General features: G+C 59.9%; 13 protein-coding genes. 8 read left to right on the plus strand and 5 right to left on the minus strand.

Going from position 1 to position 15265, the window contains the following annotated elements; all coding sequences use genetic code 11:
* Positions 1–10 precede the first annotated feature (10 nt).
* Positions 11–1228 (minus strand): glycosyltransferase family 4 protein, encoded by a 1218-nt coding sequence (locus tag GAL_RS14555; protein ID WP_024098329.1) that lies wholly within the window; start codon positions 1226–1228, stop codon positions 11–13.
* Between the two features lie 144 nt (positions 1229–1372).
* Between GAL_RS14555 and GAL_RS14560 the strand changes: the two genes are divergently transcribed.
* On the plus strand, positions 1373–2737 hold the full coding sequence (locus GAL_RS14560; RefSeq protein WP_024098330.1) for an oligosaccharide flippase family protein: 1365 nt from the start codon (positions 1373–1375) through the stop codon (positions 2735–2737).
* Between the two features lie 33 nt (positions 2738–2770).
* Here the strand turns inward: GAL_RS14560 and GAL_RS14565 are convergent, their stop codons facing one another.
* From GAL_RS14565 to GAL_RS14575, 3 genes are all read right to left on the minus strand, one after another.
* Entirely contained in the window at positions 2771–4057 is a 1287-nt protein-coding gene (locus GAL_RS14565; protein WP_024098331.1) for a GumC family protein, read from the minus strand.
* A gap of 72 nt (positions 4058–4129) precedes the next feature.
* Positions 4130–5203, minus strand: a complete 1074-nt coding sequence (locus tag GAL_RS14570) for a CpsD/CapB family tyrosine-protein kinase (RefSeq protein WP_024098332.1) — start codon at positions 5201–5203, stop codon at positions 4130–4132.
* 74 nt (positions 5204–5277) lie between these two features.
* Positions 5278–6003, minus strand: a complete 726-nt coding sequence (locus GAL_RS14575; protein ID WP_040104182.1) for a sugar transferase — start codon at positions 6001–6003, stop codon at positions 5278–5280.
* Positions 6004–6780: 777 nt separating this feature from the next.
* Here GAL_RS14575 and GAL_RS14580 point away from each other — a divergent pair.
* The gene (locus GAL_RS14580; protein WP_024098334.1) at positions 6781–7689 is read left to right on the plus strand and encodes a 2-dehydro-3-deoxygalactonokinase; all 909 of its coding nucleotides are present in this window, start codon (positions 6781–6783) and stop codon (positions 7687–7689) included.
* A 27-nt stretch (positions 7690–7716) separates the two neighbouring features.
* On the opposite strand, the gene GAL_RS14585 is transcribed toward GAL_RS14580, so the two are convergent.
* Complete coding sequence (locus GAL_RS14585) at positions 7717–8847, minus strand: THUMP domain-containing class I SAM-dependent RNA methyltransferase (RefSeq protein WP_024098335.1); 1131 nt, start codon at positions 8845–8847, stop codon at positions 7717–7719.
* A gap of 327 nt (positions 8848–9174) precedes the next feature.
* Between GAL_RS14585 and GAL_RS14590 the strand changes: the two genes are divergently transcribed.
* The 6 genes from GAL_RS14590 to GAL_RS14615 all read left to right on the plus strand — a co-directional run bounded on the left by GAL_RS14590 (position 9175) and on the right by GAL_RS14615 (position 15214).
* Positions 9175–10908 carry an ABC transporter substrate-binding protein gene (locus GAL_RS14590; protein ID WP_024098336.1) on the plus strand — a complete coding sequence of 578 codons (1734 nt, stop codon included), beginning with the start codon at positions 9175–9177 and terminating at the stop codon, positions 10906–10908.
* 153 nt (positions 10909–11061) lie between these two features.
* Complete coding sequence (locus GAL_RS14595) at positions 11062–12138, plus strand: ABC transporter ATP-binding protein (protein WP_024098337.1); 1077 nt, start codon at positions 11062–11064, stop codon at positions 12136–12138.
* Between the two features lie 7 nt (positions 12139–12145).
* Positions 12146–13261 carry an ABC transporter ATP-binding protein gene (locus tag GAL_RS14600; protein WP_024098338.1) on the plus strand — a complete coding sequence of 372 codons (1116 nt, stop codon included), beginning with the start codon at positions 12146–12148 and terminating at the stop codon, positions 13259–13261.
* Positions 13261–14124 (plus strand): carbohydrate ABC transporter permease, encoded by an 864-nt coding sequence (locus tag GAL_RS14605; protein WP_024098339.1) that lies wholly within the window; start codon positions 13261–13263, stop codon positions 14122–14124. The genes GAL_RS14600 and GAL_RS14605 overlap by 1 nt, the downstream gene beginning before the upstream one ends.
* Before the next feature lie 14 nt (positions 14125–14138).
* Positions 14139–14936, plus strand: coding sequence for a carbohydrate ABC transporter permease (locus tag GAL_RS14610; protein WP_008561997.1), 798 nt, complete (start codon positions 14139–14141; stop codon positions 14934–14936).
* Positions 14936–15214, plus strand: coding sequence for a DUF2160 domain-containing protein (locus tag GAL_RS14615; RefSeq protein ID WP_024098340.1), 279 nt, complete (start codon positions 14936–14938; stop codon positions 15212–15214). The genes GAL_RS14610 and GAL_RS14615 overlap by 1 nt, the downstream gene beginning before the upstream one ends.
* Positions 15215–15265 lie beyond the last annotated feature (51 nt).

Genomic DNA, 15265 nt, shown 5'->3' on the forward strand with positions numbered 1-15265 from the left:
ATCCGAGGGCCTAGCCCGGTTCCCGTGGTAGGGCGGCTTGGAAATGCTGCGCCAGTTTCGCCGCCTCGATGTCACTGTCGTGACGCTGCAGCACACGGGCACGTCCGGCCTGCCCCATGGCAACTCGCTCAGCATGGGGCGTGGCGGCAAGGTCACGGATGGCCTGCCCCAGAACGCCCGGATCCCCCGCGGGCACCAGCCAGCCGGTTTCCCCTGGCAGAACGAGTTCAGGGGTGCCAGCAATATAGGTTGCAATCACCGGGCGTGCGGCGGCCATGGCTTCCATCACCACCATCGGCAGGCCTTCGGCGAAAGACGGCATCACCAGCGCCTGCGCGCGCGCCAGCTCTCCCCTCACCTCGGCCTCAGACAGCCAGCCGGTCAGCGTCACGTGATTGCCCAGCCCATGACGGTTGATGGCCACCTCAAGATCGGGGCGCATGTCGCCATCACCGATCAATGCCAGATGCAGGTCGGGGTAATCCGCGACCAGCTGTGCCATCGCCTCAATCAGCACCATCTGGCCCTTCTGTTCCACAAACCGACCAATCGCCGCAAGGCGGAGTGCCCCCTCAGGCACAGGCGTTGGATCGGCAAAGCGCGCAGGTTCAATCCCGCAATGGACCACTTTCAGTCGTCCCCAGCTGCCAAAGGCCGCCCAGCGGCTCAACTGACTACGGCCAAAACTGCTGATGGCGACAGCAAATCTGGCACGGTCGACTTTCTCCCCCAGAGACAGCGGTTGGGGCGCGTCGAACTCCTCCGGGCCGTGGGTGGTGAAACTGTAACCCGGCGCACCCAGAACCTCTGCCAGCATTGCTACTGCTGTTGCGTTGGTGCCGAAATGCGCATGTAGGTGGGCGATTTGATGCTGGGCGGCATATTCCGCGACATAGGCCGCCTCTGCGAGATAAATCAGGTGACGCGATCGACCAACCTGCGAGGCAGCACCCAAGCGCCAGGCCATACGCAATGCAGATATCACCGAACCGGGCGCCCGGATGATGGAGCGCAGCAGGGCTGCGGCCAATTTTAGCGCTCCGGCCTCAAGCACATAGGTGGTGCGGTCCTGCTCGGCCTGATCACCGGGATCGACCAAAGGCGCGCCGGACCGGCGCATCGCGATCCGGTGGATTTCGTGCCCCTGACGCTCCAGCGCCTGCACCTCACGCCGGATAAAACTATGCGACGGCTGCGGATAGGTATTCAGAATATACGCTATTTTCACGGGGACGACGGCCTATTTTATGCAAGAGTTATCGCAGGGTATCGTCAGTTGCCGCGCTTGCCCAGCATTGCCGCGAAGGTGCCGTGGAATTGACGCCTTTGAGGATCAGTGTCGCAAGTGTATCGTAAAACTTCGAGGATATTGATGCAGCAAGTCCTGTCGCTCTTCCAAGGTGAAAGCCTCGCAGCGCGCGTGCTGCGCTCGGCCTCGTGGCTGATGATGGGCTATGGCGGCAGTCAGGCTCTGCGGCTGGCGGCCAATCTGGTGATGACGCGCCTGCTGTTTCCAGAGGCGTTCGGCCTGATGGCGCTGGTCAGCGTGGTGATCACCGGGCTGGCGCTGTTCTCGGACATGGGGATCGGGCCGTCCATCGCCCAGAGCAAACGCGGTGACGATCCGGATTTCCTCGACACCGCCTGGAGCGTTCAGGTTGTGCGCGGCTTCGCCCTCTGGGGGCTGACGTTGCTTTTGGCCTGGCCGGTGTCACAATTCTACGACGCACCCGAACTGCTTTGGTATCTCCCAATCGCCGGAATTGCGCTGGTGATCAATGGCTTTGATCCGATCCGGGTTGAGACTGCGCATCGACACCTTCTGGTCGGGCGGCTGACCGCGCTCGAGCTGCTCAGCCAAGCCATTGGCATTGGCGCCATGGTGCTGCTGGCCTGGTGGACGCAGTCGGTTCTGGCGCTGGTTCTGGGCAGTGTTCTGCAGGCAGCAGCATTTCTGCTCGCCGTGCATCTGGGATTGCCGGGACGGCGCAGCCAGTTCCGTTGGGAGGCCAAGGCGCTGAAGGAGTTGCTGCATTTTGGCAAATGGATCTTTCTGTCCACCGCCTTCTGGTTTCTAACCTCTCAGGGAGATCGGGCCATTCTGGGCAAATTTGTCCCGCTGGATGTCTTAGGTATTTATAATATCGGGTTTTTCCTGGCGAGTTTCCCGATGGCACTGGGCCATGCGGTAAACCAGCGGCTGATGATCCCGGTCTATCGCGACAAGCCTGCGCATGCGGCGCCTGAGTACCGTCGCAAACAGCGACAGCTGCGGGCCGGGCTTAGCGCGATGATCCTGACTATCCTGCTGGCTACGGCTTGGCTTGGCCCCTGGCTTGTCGATCTGCTTTACGATGCGCGCTATAGCTATGCCGGCCCGATGGTGGTGCTGATTGCGCTGGCGATGGTGCCTGCGGTTATCACCATGACCTATGATCAGGCCGCGCTGGCTGCTGGGGACAGCCGGTCGTTCTTTGTCTTTACCGCTGCGCGGGCGCTGGCGCAGACCGGGCTGTTTCTGGCCGGGGTGATCCTGTTTGGTCTAACGGGCGGGATCGCCGCACTCGCACTGGCGATGGTGCTGGCCTATCCGGTGATGATCTGGCTGGCAACCAAGCATCATGTCTGGGACCCGCTGCATGATCTGTTGTTCACCGGTCTGGCAGCGGCTGTTGGGCTGTCGGCGATCTGGTGGCACTGGGGACGGCTGGCGGAGATGATCAACGCGGTCGGGTGACGCCTGCTTGCTGTCGACGGTGCGTGGCTGAGTTCACCTGCTTGGCTCGGTCCCGGACCGTCGCCGCCCCCCAAAAGCCATGCGCAGCCGCGCAAAAAAGCCGCGCCGCTTAGAAGAGGTGTCGAGATAGGGTATTGCGACAACGGGTGTCAGACCGGTTTCCCGCTCCATCTGTGCTACGCTGCGCAGCACCGGGTGCCGCAGTTCCAGCAGGAACGCGATGCCCAACGCCAATCCGATGCTGGCAACCCCTCCCATCAAGGCCTTTTTCTTACGCCCGCCGGTGGCTGGATAATCCGGCAGCGGTGCAGATTCGATCACTGTCAGACGCTCTGACTGGCGCGATGCCTCCAGACGGAAGCCAACCTCTGCCTCGGTTCGACGCTGCGAAATCAGTTCCAGTTCAGTCTGCAACTGCCCCATCCGGCGCTCATAAACACCCAGCTGGCGCTCCACCTCCGGGGTGGTTTCCAAAGAACGCTCCAGAGCGCTGCGACGATTCAACAGCAACTCCCGCTGTGCATCAAGCGTGGCCAGCTTCTCTTCAAAAACTTCGAGCATCCGTTGTGCGGTCGCCTGACGATGGTTCGAGGTCGTCTGATCCGCCTGTCTGCGCAATTCGATCTGCTCACGCTCGATCTCCAGCAGGCCGGTGTTCAGGGTCGAAATCTCTTCCCGCCGCATCTCAATCCCGCCAGGTAGGGCGACATTATTGGCATTGCGATAAGCGGTGATTTCATTCTCCAACTCAGCCACCTCGCCAATGAGGGCGGTTTCCTTATCCACGAAGAAGGTCAGGGTTTCGCGGGCCTGCTCAATCCGGGAGCTTTGGCTGAGTTCGATCGTGCGGGTGGCAAATTCGCTGGCAACCGCCTGTGCCTGCTCCGGCGTCGGCATCAGCGCGGAGATGGTCAGCACCGATATCGTGCCATCATCAGCGAACCCCTCCCGCGCGGCGGCCACCCCGGTGAGCGATACAGATTCACGCAACAGGGCCACCTTCTCCGACGGGACCAGACCCGGCAGGTCCTGATAGAGGCCAAATTTCTCAATAATATCGAGAACCGACCCGCGGGCCATCAGGCGCTGTTCGATCAACTGCAAGCGACGTGCCGACGACCCATCGACGGTGGATTTGGCCAAGTCATCAGCGATCTTTGGGCGGGTAATCTGCAGGACCGCCGAGCTTTCGTAGAAATGCTGCTGCTTGGCCGCCACCCAAAGGGACACCATAACGCCAAGGAGGATGACCCAGAAGATCACCGACGCACGCCGACGCAGCATGTCCAATATATCATCCAGAGTGCGGATCGGTCCCATGTATCAGCTCGTCGTTGGTTACGGTTGGGTGGATGTCAGGTTACAGGGCGGCAACGGGGCTCGTGGCGGTATCTACTGGCCATATTGCAGCAGGCCAGCACCGCGGGCCCGGTTCAGGCTGACGCCAAGCAGCTGGGTCTGGCCGTCGATCAGTTTTTCGCAGGCCGCAAGGTGTTTGGCGGTGGTGCGGGTGCCGTCGGCGATCAGCAGAACCCCGTCCACCTGCGGCAGGAAGGCCGCGGCATCATCATGTTCAAGGACCGGCGGCAAATCGAACAATGCAACATCGGCGCCGGTGCTCAGCACCATGTCATCAATCACACTGGCACAACGCCCGTCATGCAGGATTTCAGCGGCGTTGCGATCCGGCGCCGCCGTCAGCCCGACCGCAAGCGAGGCGGCCGGCCGGATCAGGTGTTCAGGCAGCGTCAGCTCCCCGGCCAAAAATCCGGGCATGTCTCCCGATGGCGGCAGTTTGAGCGCTGCCGCAACACCGGGCCGACGAAAATTCAGATCCATCAACACAGTACGGGTTCCGGGAACCCGTGCCATGCTGAGAGCAAGATTGACGGCGGAAAACGTCGCACCGCAGCCCGCTGTCGGCGCCGCAATGGCGACGCGTTTCCAGCCCTGAACTTTGAGACTGTGCAGCAACCGCGTGCGCAGCAGATCAAAGGCATTTGCCGTCGGTGAGTTGCGGAAGAAATTGACCAGCGGAGAGCGCGCGACCTGATGCCCGCGAATGTCCAGTGGCACCCGGTGGAGCCGCTCCCAGACTTCAGGCAGGGGCGCCGGCAGGCTCTGTGGCTGGGGGTCCGTATTCGCAAGCCCCTCAATCGGTTGGCTCCTGCCAGTTTTTGGGCGGCGGGCAAAGCGATTACGCTCCCCGTCCTGCGACAGGCGCGCGGTTGCTTTAGCGGATGAAGCCGCCATATCACGGGCGCTTGTTTCGCTGCTGCGCGATGTCGGTGATACAGAGTCGGCCTGCTCGGACAGAGCCGAATCATGCTCTGGCGCCGAGGTGTCGCGCCCCTTGCGGCGGCGAAATCTCTTGAAGCCTTGTTGCGTCATCGCGAAGGGGTCGTCCCATTCCAGTTTCTGTGCACAGCTGCCAGGGATCTCCGGTCCGGTCATCACATCTTTCATGAAACCCCCTTGCAGTTCTACCACGTTCGGCAGAGGCCGCCTATAGCCCGGCCATCACAGATAGCCTAGGACGGTTAATATCCGGTACCCCGCAGGACGACGCCCACAGTGCGACAGATGAGATCGACATCCGTGCGCAGGCAAAGATCAGCGTGATAGTCTGCATCGGCACGGGCACGTACAGTGAAACCACTCTCGTTGCGAACAGAAACCTGCCACAATCCAGTAATTCCGGGCTTAAGATCAAAATAGGCGGTGGCATCGCCATAGAGCGGCAGCTGATCCGGCATCATTGGGCGCGGGCCAACAAGGCTCATCTCGCCGATCAACACGTTCCAAAGCTGCGGCAACTCATCCAGCGAGGTTGTGCGCAGAAAGCGACCAACAGGGGTAATGCGCGGATCTTCTTTCAGTTTCTGCGTTTCATCCCATTCACGCCGCATCGCGGGATCGCTGGCCAAATGGCGCTCCAGCAGCTGTTCTGCGTTGCGAACCATGGTGCGCAGTTTCAGAATAGAGAAGATCCGACCGCGCTGGCCAAGACGGTCTTGGGTGTAAAACGGATTGCCCCCCTCGAGCCACAGCGCAAGTGCCGCCATCAGGATCAGAGGCAGGCTGATCGGCAACGTCAAAAGCACCAAGGCAATGTCAAGGCAGCGCTTTCCAAAGATGGCATAGCCACTCTGTGATACAACGCTCCTCCCTCCACCGACCGCACCAGCAACAGCCTGCGACATCTTCAGAGAACCGGTTGTGCTCAGCCGTGATGAAGCTGGCGGCGCCGAAAGCTCTGCGTTCATATTGGCAACACCCGTCCCGATGAAGGGAGCGTCACCCATGAGAGCAACCAGACTACCGTTGCCGAGTGACGGCCAACGGGACCAGTTTGCCCGGCCGGTCACAACACCGGACGGGCGTGCAGCCCCCTCTTGCACGAAATCCTTCATCTCCAACCCCAATCTGGAGCCGCCCCCGCGGCCCTTTACCTCTGCGCTGAAACAACAGCGTCTTTGCCCCCGCGAACGGCGGGTGCACTCGCACTAATCTGAGTATCCCGACACGGCAGCGCCTCGGGTCCCAAGTCCAATAAGATCGATGGTTTTCCTCCAGCCACACCCCCATGCGGCTGGAACCTTCGTCCCAATCAAGCGGCCCTTTTAGGTCGCCGTCCAAGCCGCAGTTGCGGCAAGTTCTTAATAAAGCAATTTTAGACAAATCTCAGTAAAAACCGAGAGAGGGCGCTATTTGCTCAAATTTGAGTAAATCAGGGCACCAGCTGAGAAACAATTCCTCAAAAGGATAGGAACTATCCGCGCAGCCTACCCAAAAGTATAAGGAATCAGCAAAGACTCAGGGATAAATTCGAGTCAAACAAGAACACACCTCAAAGGAGTTGTTAATCACACTCCCCATACCATAGGTTTTGTTAACCTATTTTGGCGTATCGGGACCGGCGTTGATCATCGGCCCTAAAGTTGGCAAGGAGAGGGGGAGTGCCAACCCCGCCATCTGGTACCGCCGTGTTCCCGAAATACCGCGGGCACCCCATCTGGCGATCAGACCCAAAGGACGAGACCATGTGCGCCGCATCTGCCGACCCATCCTCCGCATCCCCCGCCGGACACTCCGCCACCAAGTCTGCCAACTGGATCGCAGCGGACCATGCAGACGGGCGGATCACGGCCTGGCTGATGCACGAGGGGGAGGCGCGACAACAGGTCTCCGCCGGATCAAGCGGCGAGTTGATGGCCGATGTCACTGCCGTGATCAGCAAGCTGGGCGATTGCCCTGCTGATACGCCGATCCTGCTCAGCGACGACAGTCTGCGCGGAGGCGATACCGGGACCATCACTGTGCCGGCAAAGGTAGCCGAGCGGCCCATGGGCGATGCGACGCTGGGGGGTCATCCGCTGAGGTTGCTGGGCGGGCTGTCGCAGACCACCCCACCCGCAGTGATGCGCGGAGCCTGTAATCGCATTGCCGGGTTCCTCAGCCTCAATCCGGATTGGGACGGCGTGATCTGCGTCGCCGGAGCGACAACCCATTGGGCGCTGATCAGTGCGAATGAGGTTGTCAGTTTTCAGAGTTTCATGACGCCGCAGCTCTGGCAGGGGCTGGCTGCGAGCCTCAACCTCGTCGACACGCCCGCCTATGATGGCGCACAACGCGCTGAGTTGACCGCAGCTATGAACAGCATTCAATCAAAGCCGGAGGCGCTGGCGGCGCGGTTGGCAGAGCTGCAAGCCACACAGGAGGCGCACGGCAATACCCATGCCGCCCGTTTGTGGGGGCTGCTTCTTGGCGCGGAGCTGTCGGCAGCGCGCCCCTATTGGCTGGGGCAGAATATTGCATTGATTGCGCCCGCACCGCTCGACACGCTCTATCAGACGGCACTTGACCACCAGGGGGTGCCGGTGACGCGGACAGATGCCGACCGAATGGCTCTGGCGGGCCTTGTCAGCACCTGGCGCGCCATGACTAGCTGACGCGACGCCCTCACTGCGGCGTTAATCCTAAGGCAGTGGACCCGTCTGGAACAGGCGGATCTTCAACCCGCCGTGGGCCACTGGCGGGCCGAAGGGTTTGAACGGCAACTGAGTGGCCTTAGCCAAAGAAGTTTCGCTGGTGACAATTCCAACCCGCCAGCCACTGAAACGGGCCATCAGCGTCTCCCCCAAGGCGGCATAGAGCGCGTAGAGCAGCTTCTTGTTGCCAATACGTGCGCCATAGGGTGGGTTCACGATCACCAGTCCCGGCGGATCATTCGGGCCGAGATCTGGAGGCGTCAGATCGCTGACGGCCTGCTGAGCAATTTGGACCAGTTCCGCAACGCCTGCGCGCTCTGCGTTGGCGGCGGCCATCTCCACGGCGCCGGCGTTGCGGTCTGAGCCATAGCAGCGGGCGCGGGTTGCGCGTGGTGTTTCCTGCGCCCGCAATGCCGCCCAGCTTTCGGGGTCAAAGCTGGCCATCTGCTCAAAGGCGAAGCTGCGGCTGCGTCCCGGCAGCAGGCCAAGCGCGATCTCCGCGGCCTCAATCACAAAGGTACCGGAGCCGCACATCGGATCCACCACCGGTTCGTCACCATCATAGCCGCAGTCACGCAGAAACAGGGCGGCGAGGTTTTCACGCATCGGGGCCTTGCCGACTGCTGTCTTGTGACCGCGTTTATGAAGGCCCTCGCCCGAGGTATCGACGCTGAAGGTACAGAGATTGTCCTCAATCCGCAGCTTCAGCGTGATTGGGGCATCGGCGCTGATCGGCGCGCCAAGCTCCTCAGCTATCGCCCGTTCGATCCGCTGGGTGGCAGCGCCAGCGTGGTAGATCTTCGACTTCTTGTTGGTGGTGGTTTCAACCCGCACCGGAACATCGGGGCGGAGCACATCAGACCAAGGAAATTTACGCGCCCGTTTGTCCAGTTGGGCAAGGTGGAAGGCCCGGAACGACCCAATCCGCGCCAAAACCCGCGCCGCGCCGCGCAGGTGCAGATTGGCACGCCAGACATCCGGCCAAGCGCCCTCAAATGTGACGCCGCCAGGCACGGTTTTTGCACCTGCAAACCCGGCCTCCACCGCTTCGCGCTGCAGGGTCTGCTCCATCCCCGGCGGGGCGGTCAGGAAGATTTCAAATGTATCGCTTGTGTCCATGACCTCTCCTTAGCGGTAAAAACCATTGTCAGCGACGCCAAAGTGTAGTCGCTGCCCTGCCCTCCCCTGTCTTCAGCATCCGCCTGCAATTTGGTTCGGATCCCGCACAAGGGGATTCCTGCGGCATTTGCCGCGATGCAGCACAGGGATCCACTGCGAGACGATCAAGAAACTCTCCCTTAAGGTGAATTCATTGTAGTTTAAAATCATATCGTTACGTCAAACTAAAAAATTAGTTTGACAAGGCAGACCCCGGTGTGGAACCTGTTTGTCAGCCGAGTGCAACGAGGCATCTCTGGCCACAATAAATCACTAGGGAGGAGAAAGATGCGTAAGTATCTTTTGTCCGCAGCCGCGGTTATTGCCGTGGTCGCGGGACAGGCAGCCTATGCCGATGAGGCCGCTGCCAAGAAATGGATCGACGAAGAATTCCAGCCCTCGGTTCTGACCAAGGACGAACAGCTGTCGGAAATGCAGTGGTTCATCAAAGCGTCCGAACCGTTCTCGGGTATGGAAATCAACGTCCTGTCCGAAGGCATTCCGACGCATAGCTATGAGTCCGAAGTTCTGACCAAGGCGTTTGAGGAAATCACCGGCATTAAGGTGAACCATCAAATCCTCGGCGAGGGCGAAGTGGTTCAGGCCGTGCAGACCCAGATGCAGACCAAACGGAACCTCTATGACGCTTATGTCAACGACTCCGACCTGATCGGCACCCACTCGCGTCTGCAACTGGCCTACAACCTGACCGACATGATGGAGGGTGATTTCTTTGACGTCACCAACCCGGAACTCGATCTGGGTGACTTCATGGGCACACAGTTCACTACCGGTCCCGATGGCGATCTGTACCAGCTGCCCGACCAGCAGTTCGCAAACCTCTACTGGTTCCGTAAGGACTGGTTTGACCGCGAAGACCTGCAGGCCGCGTTCAAGGAAAAATACGGCTACGATCTGGGCGTTCCGGTTAACTGGTCCGCATATGAAGACATCGCCGAGTTTTTCTCCAACGACGTGAAGGAAATCGACGGTACCGCAATCTATGGTCACATGGACTATGGTAAGCGCGCGCCTGACCTTGGCTGGCGTATGACCGATGCCTGGCTGTCGATGGCTGGTGCTGGTTCGAAAGGTGAGCCGAACGGTGTGCCGATCGACGAATGGGGCATCCGTATGGAAGCCGATTCCTGTAACCCTGCCGGTGCAAGCGTAACCCGTGGCGGTGCTGCCAACGGCCCAGCTGCGGTCTATGCGATCCGCAAGTGGGATGAATGGCTGCGCAAATTCGCCCCTCCGGGTGCGGCGTCCTATGACTTCTACCAGTCGCTGCCTGCTCTCGCACAGGGCAACGTTGCTCAGCAGATCTTCTGGTACACTGCGTTCACCGCTGACATGGTGAAGCCGCAATCCGAAGGCAACAACACCGTTGACGGTGAAGGCAACCCGCTGTGGCGGATGGCGCCCAGCCCGCATGGCCCCTACTGGGAAGAAGGCCAGAAGGTTGGCTATCAGGACGTTGGGTCCTGGACCTTCCTGAAATCCACCCCGGTGGATCGCGCCAAGGCGGCCTGGCTCTATGCTCAGTTTGTTGTGTCCAAGACCGTCGACGTGAAAAAGTCCCACGTTGGTCTGACCTTCATTCGTGACTCTTCTGTGAACCACGAGAGCTTCACCGAGCGCGCACCCAAGCTGGGTGGTCTGGTCGAATTTTACCGTTCGCCCGACCGCGTTGCATGGTCCCCGACCGGCGTGAACGTGCCTGACTATCCGAAGCTGGCCCAGATCTGGTGGCAGCAGATTGGTGACGTCAATTCCGGTGCCTTCACCCCACAGGAAGCCATGGACCGTCTGGCCGAAGAAATGGACATCACCATGGCCCGTATGCAGCGTGCAGACGAGCAGGCAAATGTCTACGGTGGCTGTGGCCCGCGTCTGAACGAAGAGAAAGACGCCGACTGGTGGTATGCCAACGGTGGCGCCAAGCCGAAGCTGGAGAACGAGAAGCCTCAGGGCCAGACCGTCAACTACGACGAGCTGGTGGCCCGCTGGGCGTCTGAGTAACCCCTCCTCCCGTGGGGAGCGTGCGGATCTATCCGCCGCGCTCCCTACTTTCGTCCCGGAGCCTGGCTTGCCCGCTTCGGGGCACCCTTTTCCCCTAAAAAATGATCGCGCATGCCGCGCGCAACAGGCCGTCCGCCGGAAAGTCAAAGCAAGATGGCACTCGAACTCATAAATGTGACCAAACGCGTCGGCGCCCAGCTGCATATCAAGGAAACCTCCCTTGTGCTGGAACCGGGTCACTTCAACGTCCTTTTGGGCGCCACCGGGTCTGGCAAGACCTCTCTCATCAAGATGATGGCCGGCCTCGACCCGATTGCCAGCGGACAGGTGGTGATGGATGGCCAGGACGTGACCGCGCTCAGCACCCAGAAACGCAACATCAGCCTGGTGCATCAGTTCTTCATCAACTACCCCCATATGACCGTCTACGAGAACATCGCCTCGCCGCTGAAGGTGGCTGGCATGGCGAAGTCCGAGATTGCAGGTCGTGTCGAAGAAGCCGCCGATATCCTGCAGCTGCGTCCGATGCTGCATCGCCGCCCGCATGAGTTGTCCGGTGGTCAGCAGCAGCGCACTGCATTGGCCCGCGCCATTGCCAAGGAAAGCCGTGCAGTGTTCCTCGATGAGCCGCTGGCCAACCTGGACTACAAACTGCGCGAGGAACTGCGCGATCAGCTGCCTGAACTGTTCGCCGGGCGTGGCGCCGTGGTGGTTTATGCGACCTCCGAACCGGAAGAAGCGCTGCTGCTAGGGGGCAAAACCGCCCTGATGCAGGATGGGCGCGTGACCCAGTTTGGCACGACCGCTGATATTTATCGCAATCCTGAAAACGTCGCCGCAGCGCGGGTGTTCTCGGATCCGCCAATCAACACAGCCCCCATCGTGAAACAGGGCAGCACTGCGCGCCTTGGCCAAGAAGTCAGCTGGGCCTTGACCGGCGCGGCGGCAGATCTGGCGGATGGCCCCTACACGATTGCGATCCGGCCCTACCACGTGCTCCCCCTGGCGACACCGCTCACCACGGTGCAGCTGTCTGGTCAGGTGCAGGTGACGGAGCTGTCCGGGTCCGAAAGCAGCGCCCATTTCGACATGGGGCTGGATGTGGACCACGGCAGCTGGGTTTCCCTTTCGGCAGGCGTTCACCCCTATGAGGTGGGTGAGCAGCATGACTTCTATATGGATCCATCGGCGGCATATGTCTTTGCCCCTGATGGCTCCCGCGTGGCGTGAGGCGCAAATGGCTAAGATTACACTCTCAAAACTGCGGCACAGCTATATGCCAAACCCGTCAAGCGCGTCCGACTACGCTCTGAAGGAAATCGATCTCGACTGGACGGACGGCGGGGCCTATGCGCTGCTTGGTCCTTCGGGCTGTGGCAAATCCACCCTGCTGAACATCATCTCCGGCCTTCTGGTGCCATCCGAAGGTCAGATCCTGTTCGATGGCAAGGACGTCACCAAACTGCCACCGGATCAGCGCAACATTGCGCAGGTGTTCCAGTTTCCGGTGATCTACGACACCATGACCGTTTACGACAACCTGGCCTTTCCCCTGCGCAACCGCGGGCGCGATGAGGCGACGGTCAAGGAACGCGTCATGGCAATCGCCGAGATGTTGGAAGTAACCGATCTCTTGACGATGCGGGCCGCGGGCCTGTCACCGGATAACAAGCAGAAGATCTCGATGGGTCGCGGTCTGGTGCGCGAGGATGTGAACGTCGTGATGTTCGACGAGCCACTCACTGTGATCGACCCGCATCTGAAGTGGAAACTGCGCTCAAAGCTGAAAGAACTGCATCAGCGCGTGAAGGCCACGATGATCTACGTGACCCACGACCAGACAGAAGCGCTGACCTTTGCCGATCAGGTTGTTGTCATGCAGCTGGGCGAAGTGGTGCAGATCGGTACGCCGGTTGAGCTGTTTGAACGCCCCGCGCATACGTTTGTGGGTCATTTCATCGGCTCACCGGGTATGAACGTGCTGCCATGCGAATTGCGCGCGGGCCAGCCCTATATCGGCGCCCACCCGATTGCCTTGGAAGGCCCGATCAAAGGGGACGCCGCAGGCAAGACCGAGGTCGGCATCCGGCCTGAGTTTGTGTCCCTCGCCAACAGCGGCCTGCCCGCAACCGTGACCAAGGTTTCAGATGTTGGCCGCCACACAGTTGTGGAATGCGAAGCCGAAGGTCAGCGGATCAACGCTGTGGTCGAAGGCGCAGGCCCAGCCAAGGGGGCAGCCGTCCATTTGTCCTTCCGTCAGGACCAGACCCGGCTTTACGTCGATGGGTGGATCGCAACAGAAGCTGCCCAATCTGCCGCCGAGACCAAGACTGAGACCGAGGAGCAGGCATAATGAAAACCGAAAACCAAAAGGCGTGGTTCTTTGTCCTGCCTGTCCTTCTGCTCGTTGCCTTCAACGCGCTGATCCCGATGATGACCGTCGTCAACTACTCCGTTCAGGAGACATTCGGCGACAACGTCTTTTTCTGGCAGGGGCTGGACTGGTTCCAGCAGATCCTGCGGTCCGATCGGTTCCATGCGGCGCTTGGCCGCCAGTTCATGTTCACCTTCCTGATCCTGATCATCGAAATACCGCTGGGCATCGCCATTGCGCTGTCGATGCCACGCAAGGGGGTCTGGGTGCCGGTGTGCCTGGTGCTGATGGCACTGCCGATGCTGATCCCGTGGAACGTGGTTGGCGCGATGTGGAACATCTTCACCCTGCCCGACATTGGCCTGCTGGGGTATTTCCTGAACCACACACTAGGCATCAACTATGATATGACCCAAGATCCTGTCGCTGCCTGGATCACCATCGTGACCATGGACGTCTGGCACTGGACCTCTCTTGTGGTGCTGTTGTCCTACGCCGGCCTCGTGTCGATCCCGGATGCCTATTATCAGGCCGCAAAGATCGATGGCGCCTCCAACTGGGCCGTGTTCCGCTTTATCCAGCTGCCAAAGATGAAAACCGTTCTGACCATCGCGATCCTTCTGCGGTTCATGGACAGTTTCAATATCTACACCGAGCCGTTTGTTCTGACCGGCGGTGGTCCCGGCAACTCGACAACGCTGTTGTCCATCGACCTGGTTAAGATCGCGCTTGGACAGTTCGACCTTGGTCCGGCGGCGGCAATGAGCCTCATCTACTTTGCAATCACACTTCTGGTCAGCTGGCTGTTCTACACCGTCATGACCAAAGACGATCAAAACTAAAGGAGGATACTTCGATGCAAAAACGTACCATCGTCCCCATCGTTTATATCCTGTTCCTCATGCTGCCGATCTATTGGCTGGTCGCAATGAGCTTCAAGACGACGAATGAAATCCTGTCCGGCTTCTCGCTGTTTCCGCAGACCTTCACGCTGGAAAACTACGCCACGATCTTCACCGATCCGAGCTGGTACTGGGGCTACATCAACTCCATCATCTATGTGTCGATCAACACGGTGATCTCTGTCGCTGTTGCCCTGCCTGCGGCCTATGCATTCTCTCGTTACCGTTTTCTGGGAGACAAGCAGCTGTTCTTCTGGCTGCTCACCAACCGGATGGCACCTGCTGCGGTTTTCGCGCTGCCGTTCTTCCAGCTTTATTCTGCGGTGGGGCTGTTTGACACCCATCTTGCCGTGGCACTGGCGCATTGCCTGTTCAACATTCCGCTGGCGGTCTGGATCCTGGAAGGGTTCATGGGCGGCATCCCGAAAGAGCTGGATGAAACCGCTTATGTGGATGGCTATTCCTTCCCGCGCTTCTTCGCCACGATCTTCATCCCGTCGATCAAGGCTGGTGTCGGCGTAGCGGCGTTCTTCTGCTTCATGTTCTCTTGGGTGGAGCTGCTACTGGCCAAGACCCTGACCGCTGTTGCCGCGAAACCCATTGCGGCCACTATGACCAAAACCGCCTCAAGCGCGGGTTATGAGCTGGGCCTGCTGGCGGCGGCTGGCACACTGACAATCATTCCGGGCGCGATCGTGATCTACTTCGTCCGTAACTACATCGCAAAAGGCTTTGCGATGGGGAGGGTATAATGCTGAGTTGGATGGCCTGGACCTGGCCCACGGCACTGGTCTTTATCGGGATCTTTTCGGCCATTGGCCTGATGATCGTTCTGGAAATCCGCAGCCCCGGTGGTGACACCCGCAAAGGCGTTCTGGGACTTGTCACAACCCGCGGTGACCGGCTGTTCATCAGCCTCCTGGGCACCTCCTATATCTTCCTGGCCTGGCTGGGATTGGTGGGAATGCCGCTGTGGTGGCCGCTGGGCCTGTCGGTTGTCTGGTTTGCCTTCACCTTCTGGAAAGTGTGAAACAAAAACACGAGGGGTCCTGTCTGCAGGGCCCCTTTTTTACATGCCGTT

The sequence above is a fragment of the Phaeobacter gallaeciensis DSM 26640 genome (genome assembly GCF_000511385.1).
Classification (GTDB): Bacteria; Pseudomonadota; Alphaproteobacteria; order Rhodobacterales; family Rhodobacteraceae; genus Phaeobacter; species Phaeobacter gallaeciensis.

Bases quoted from the DNA above. Each gene is read 5' to 3' on its own strand.
- GAL_RS14600 (WP_024098338.1), top strand. From the start codon at position 12,146: ATGGCTAAGATTACACTCTCAAAACTGCGGCACAGCTATATGCCAAAC.
- GAL_RS14605 (WP_024098339.1), top strand. From the start codon at position 13,261: ATGAAAACCGAAAACCAAAAGGCGTGGTTCTTTGTCCTGCCTGTCCTT.
- GAL_RS14560 (WP_024098330.1), top strand. From the start codon at position 1,373: ATGCAGCAAGTCCTGTCGCTCTTCCAAGGTGAAAGCCTCGCAGCGCGC.
- GAL_RS14575 (WP_040104182.1), bottom strand. From the start codon at position 6,003: ATGAACGCAGAGCTTTCGGCGCCGCCAGCTTCATCACGGCTGAGCACA.
- GAL_RS14565 (WP_024098331.1), bottom strand. From the start codon at position 4,057: ATGGGACCGATCCGCACTCTGGATGATATATTGGACATGCTGCGTCGG.
- GAL_RS14580 (WP_024098334.1), top strand. From the start codon at position 6,781: ATGTGCGCCGCATCTGCCGACCCATCCTCCGCATCCCCCGCCGGACAC.
- GAL_RS14610 (WP_008561997.1), top strand. From the start codon at position 14,139: ATGCAAAAACGTACCATCGTCCCCATCGTTTATATCCTGTTCCTCATG.
- GAL_RS14595 (WP_024098337.1), top strand. From the start codon at position 11,062: ATGGCACTCGAACTCATAAATGTGACCAAACGCGTCGGCGCCCAGCTG.
- GAL_RS14570 (WP_024098332.1), bottom strand. From the start codon at position 5,203: ATGAAAGATGTGATGACCGGACCGGAGATCCCTGGCAGCTGTGCACAG.
- GAL_RS14615 (WP_024098340.1), top strand. From the start codon at position 14,936: ATGCTGAGTTGGATGGCCTGGACCTGGCCCACGGCACTGGTCTTTATC.
- GAL_RS14590 (WP_024098336.1), top strand. From the start codon at position 9,175: ATGCGTAAGTATCTTTTGTCCGCAGCCGCGGTTATTGCCGTGGTCGCG.
- GAL_RS14585 (WP_024098335.1), bottom strand. From the start codon at position 8,847: ATGGACACAAGCGATACATTTGAAATCTTCCTGACCGCCCCGCCGGGG.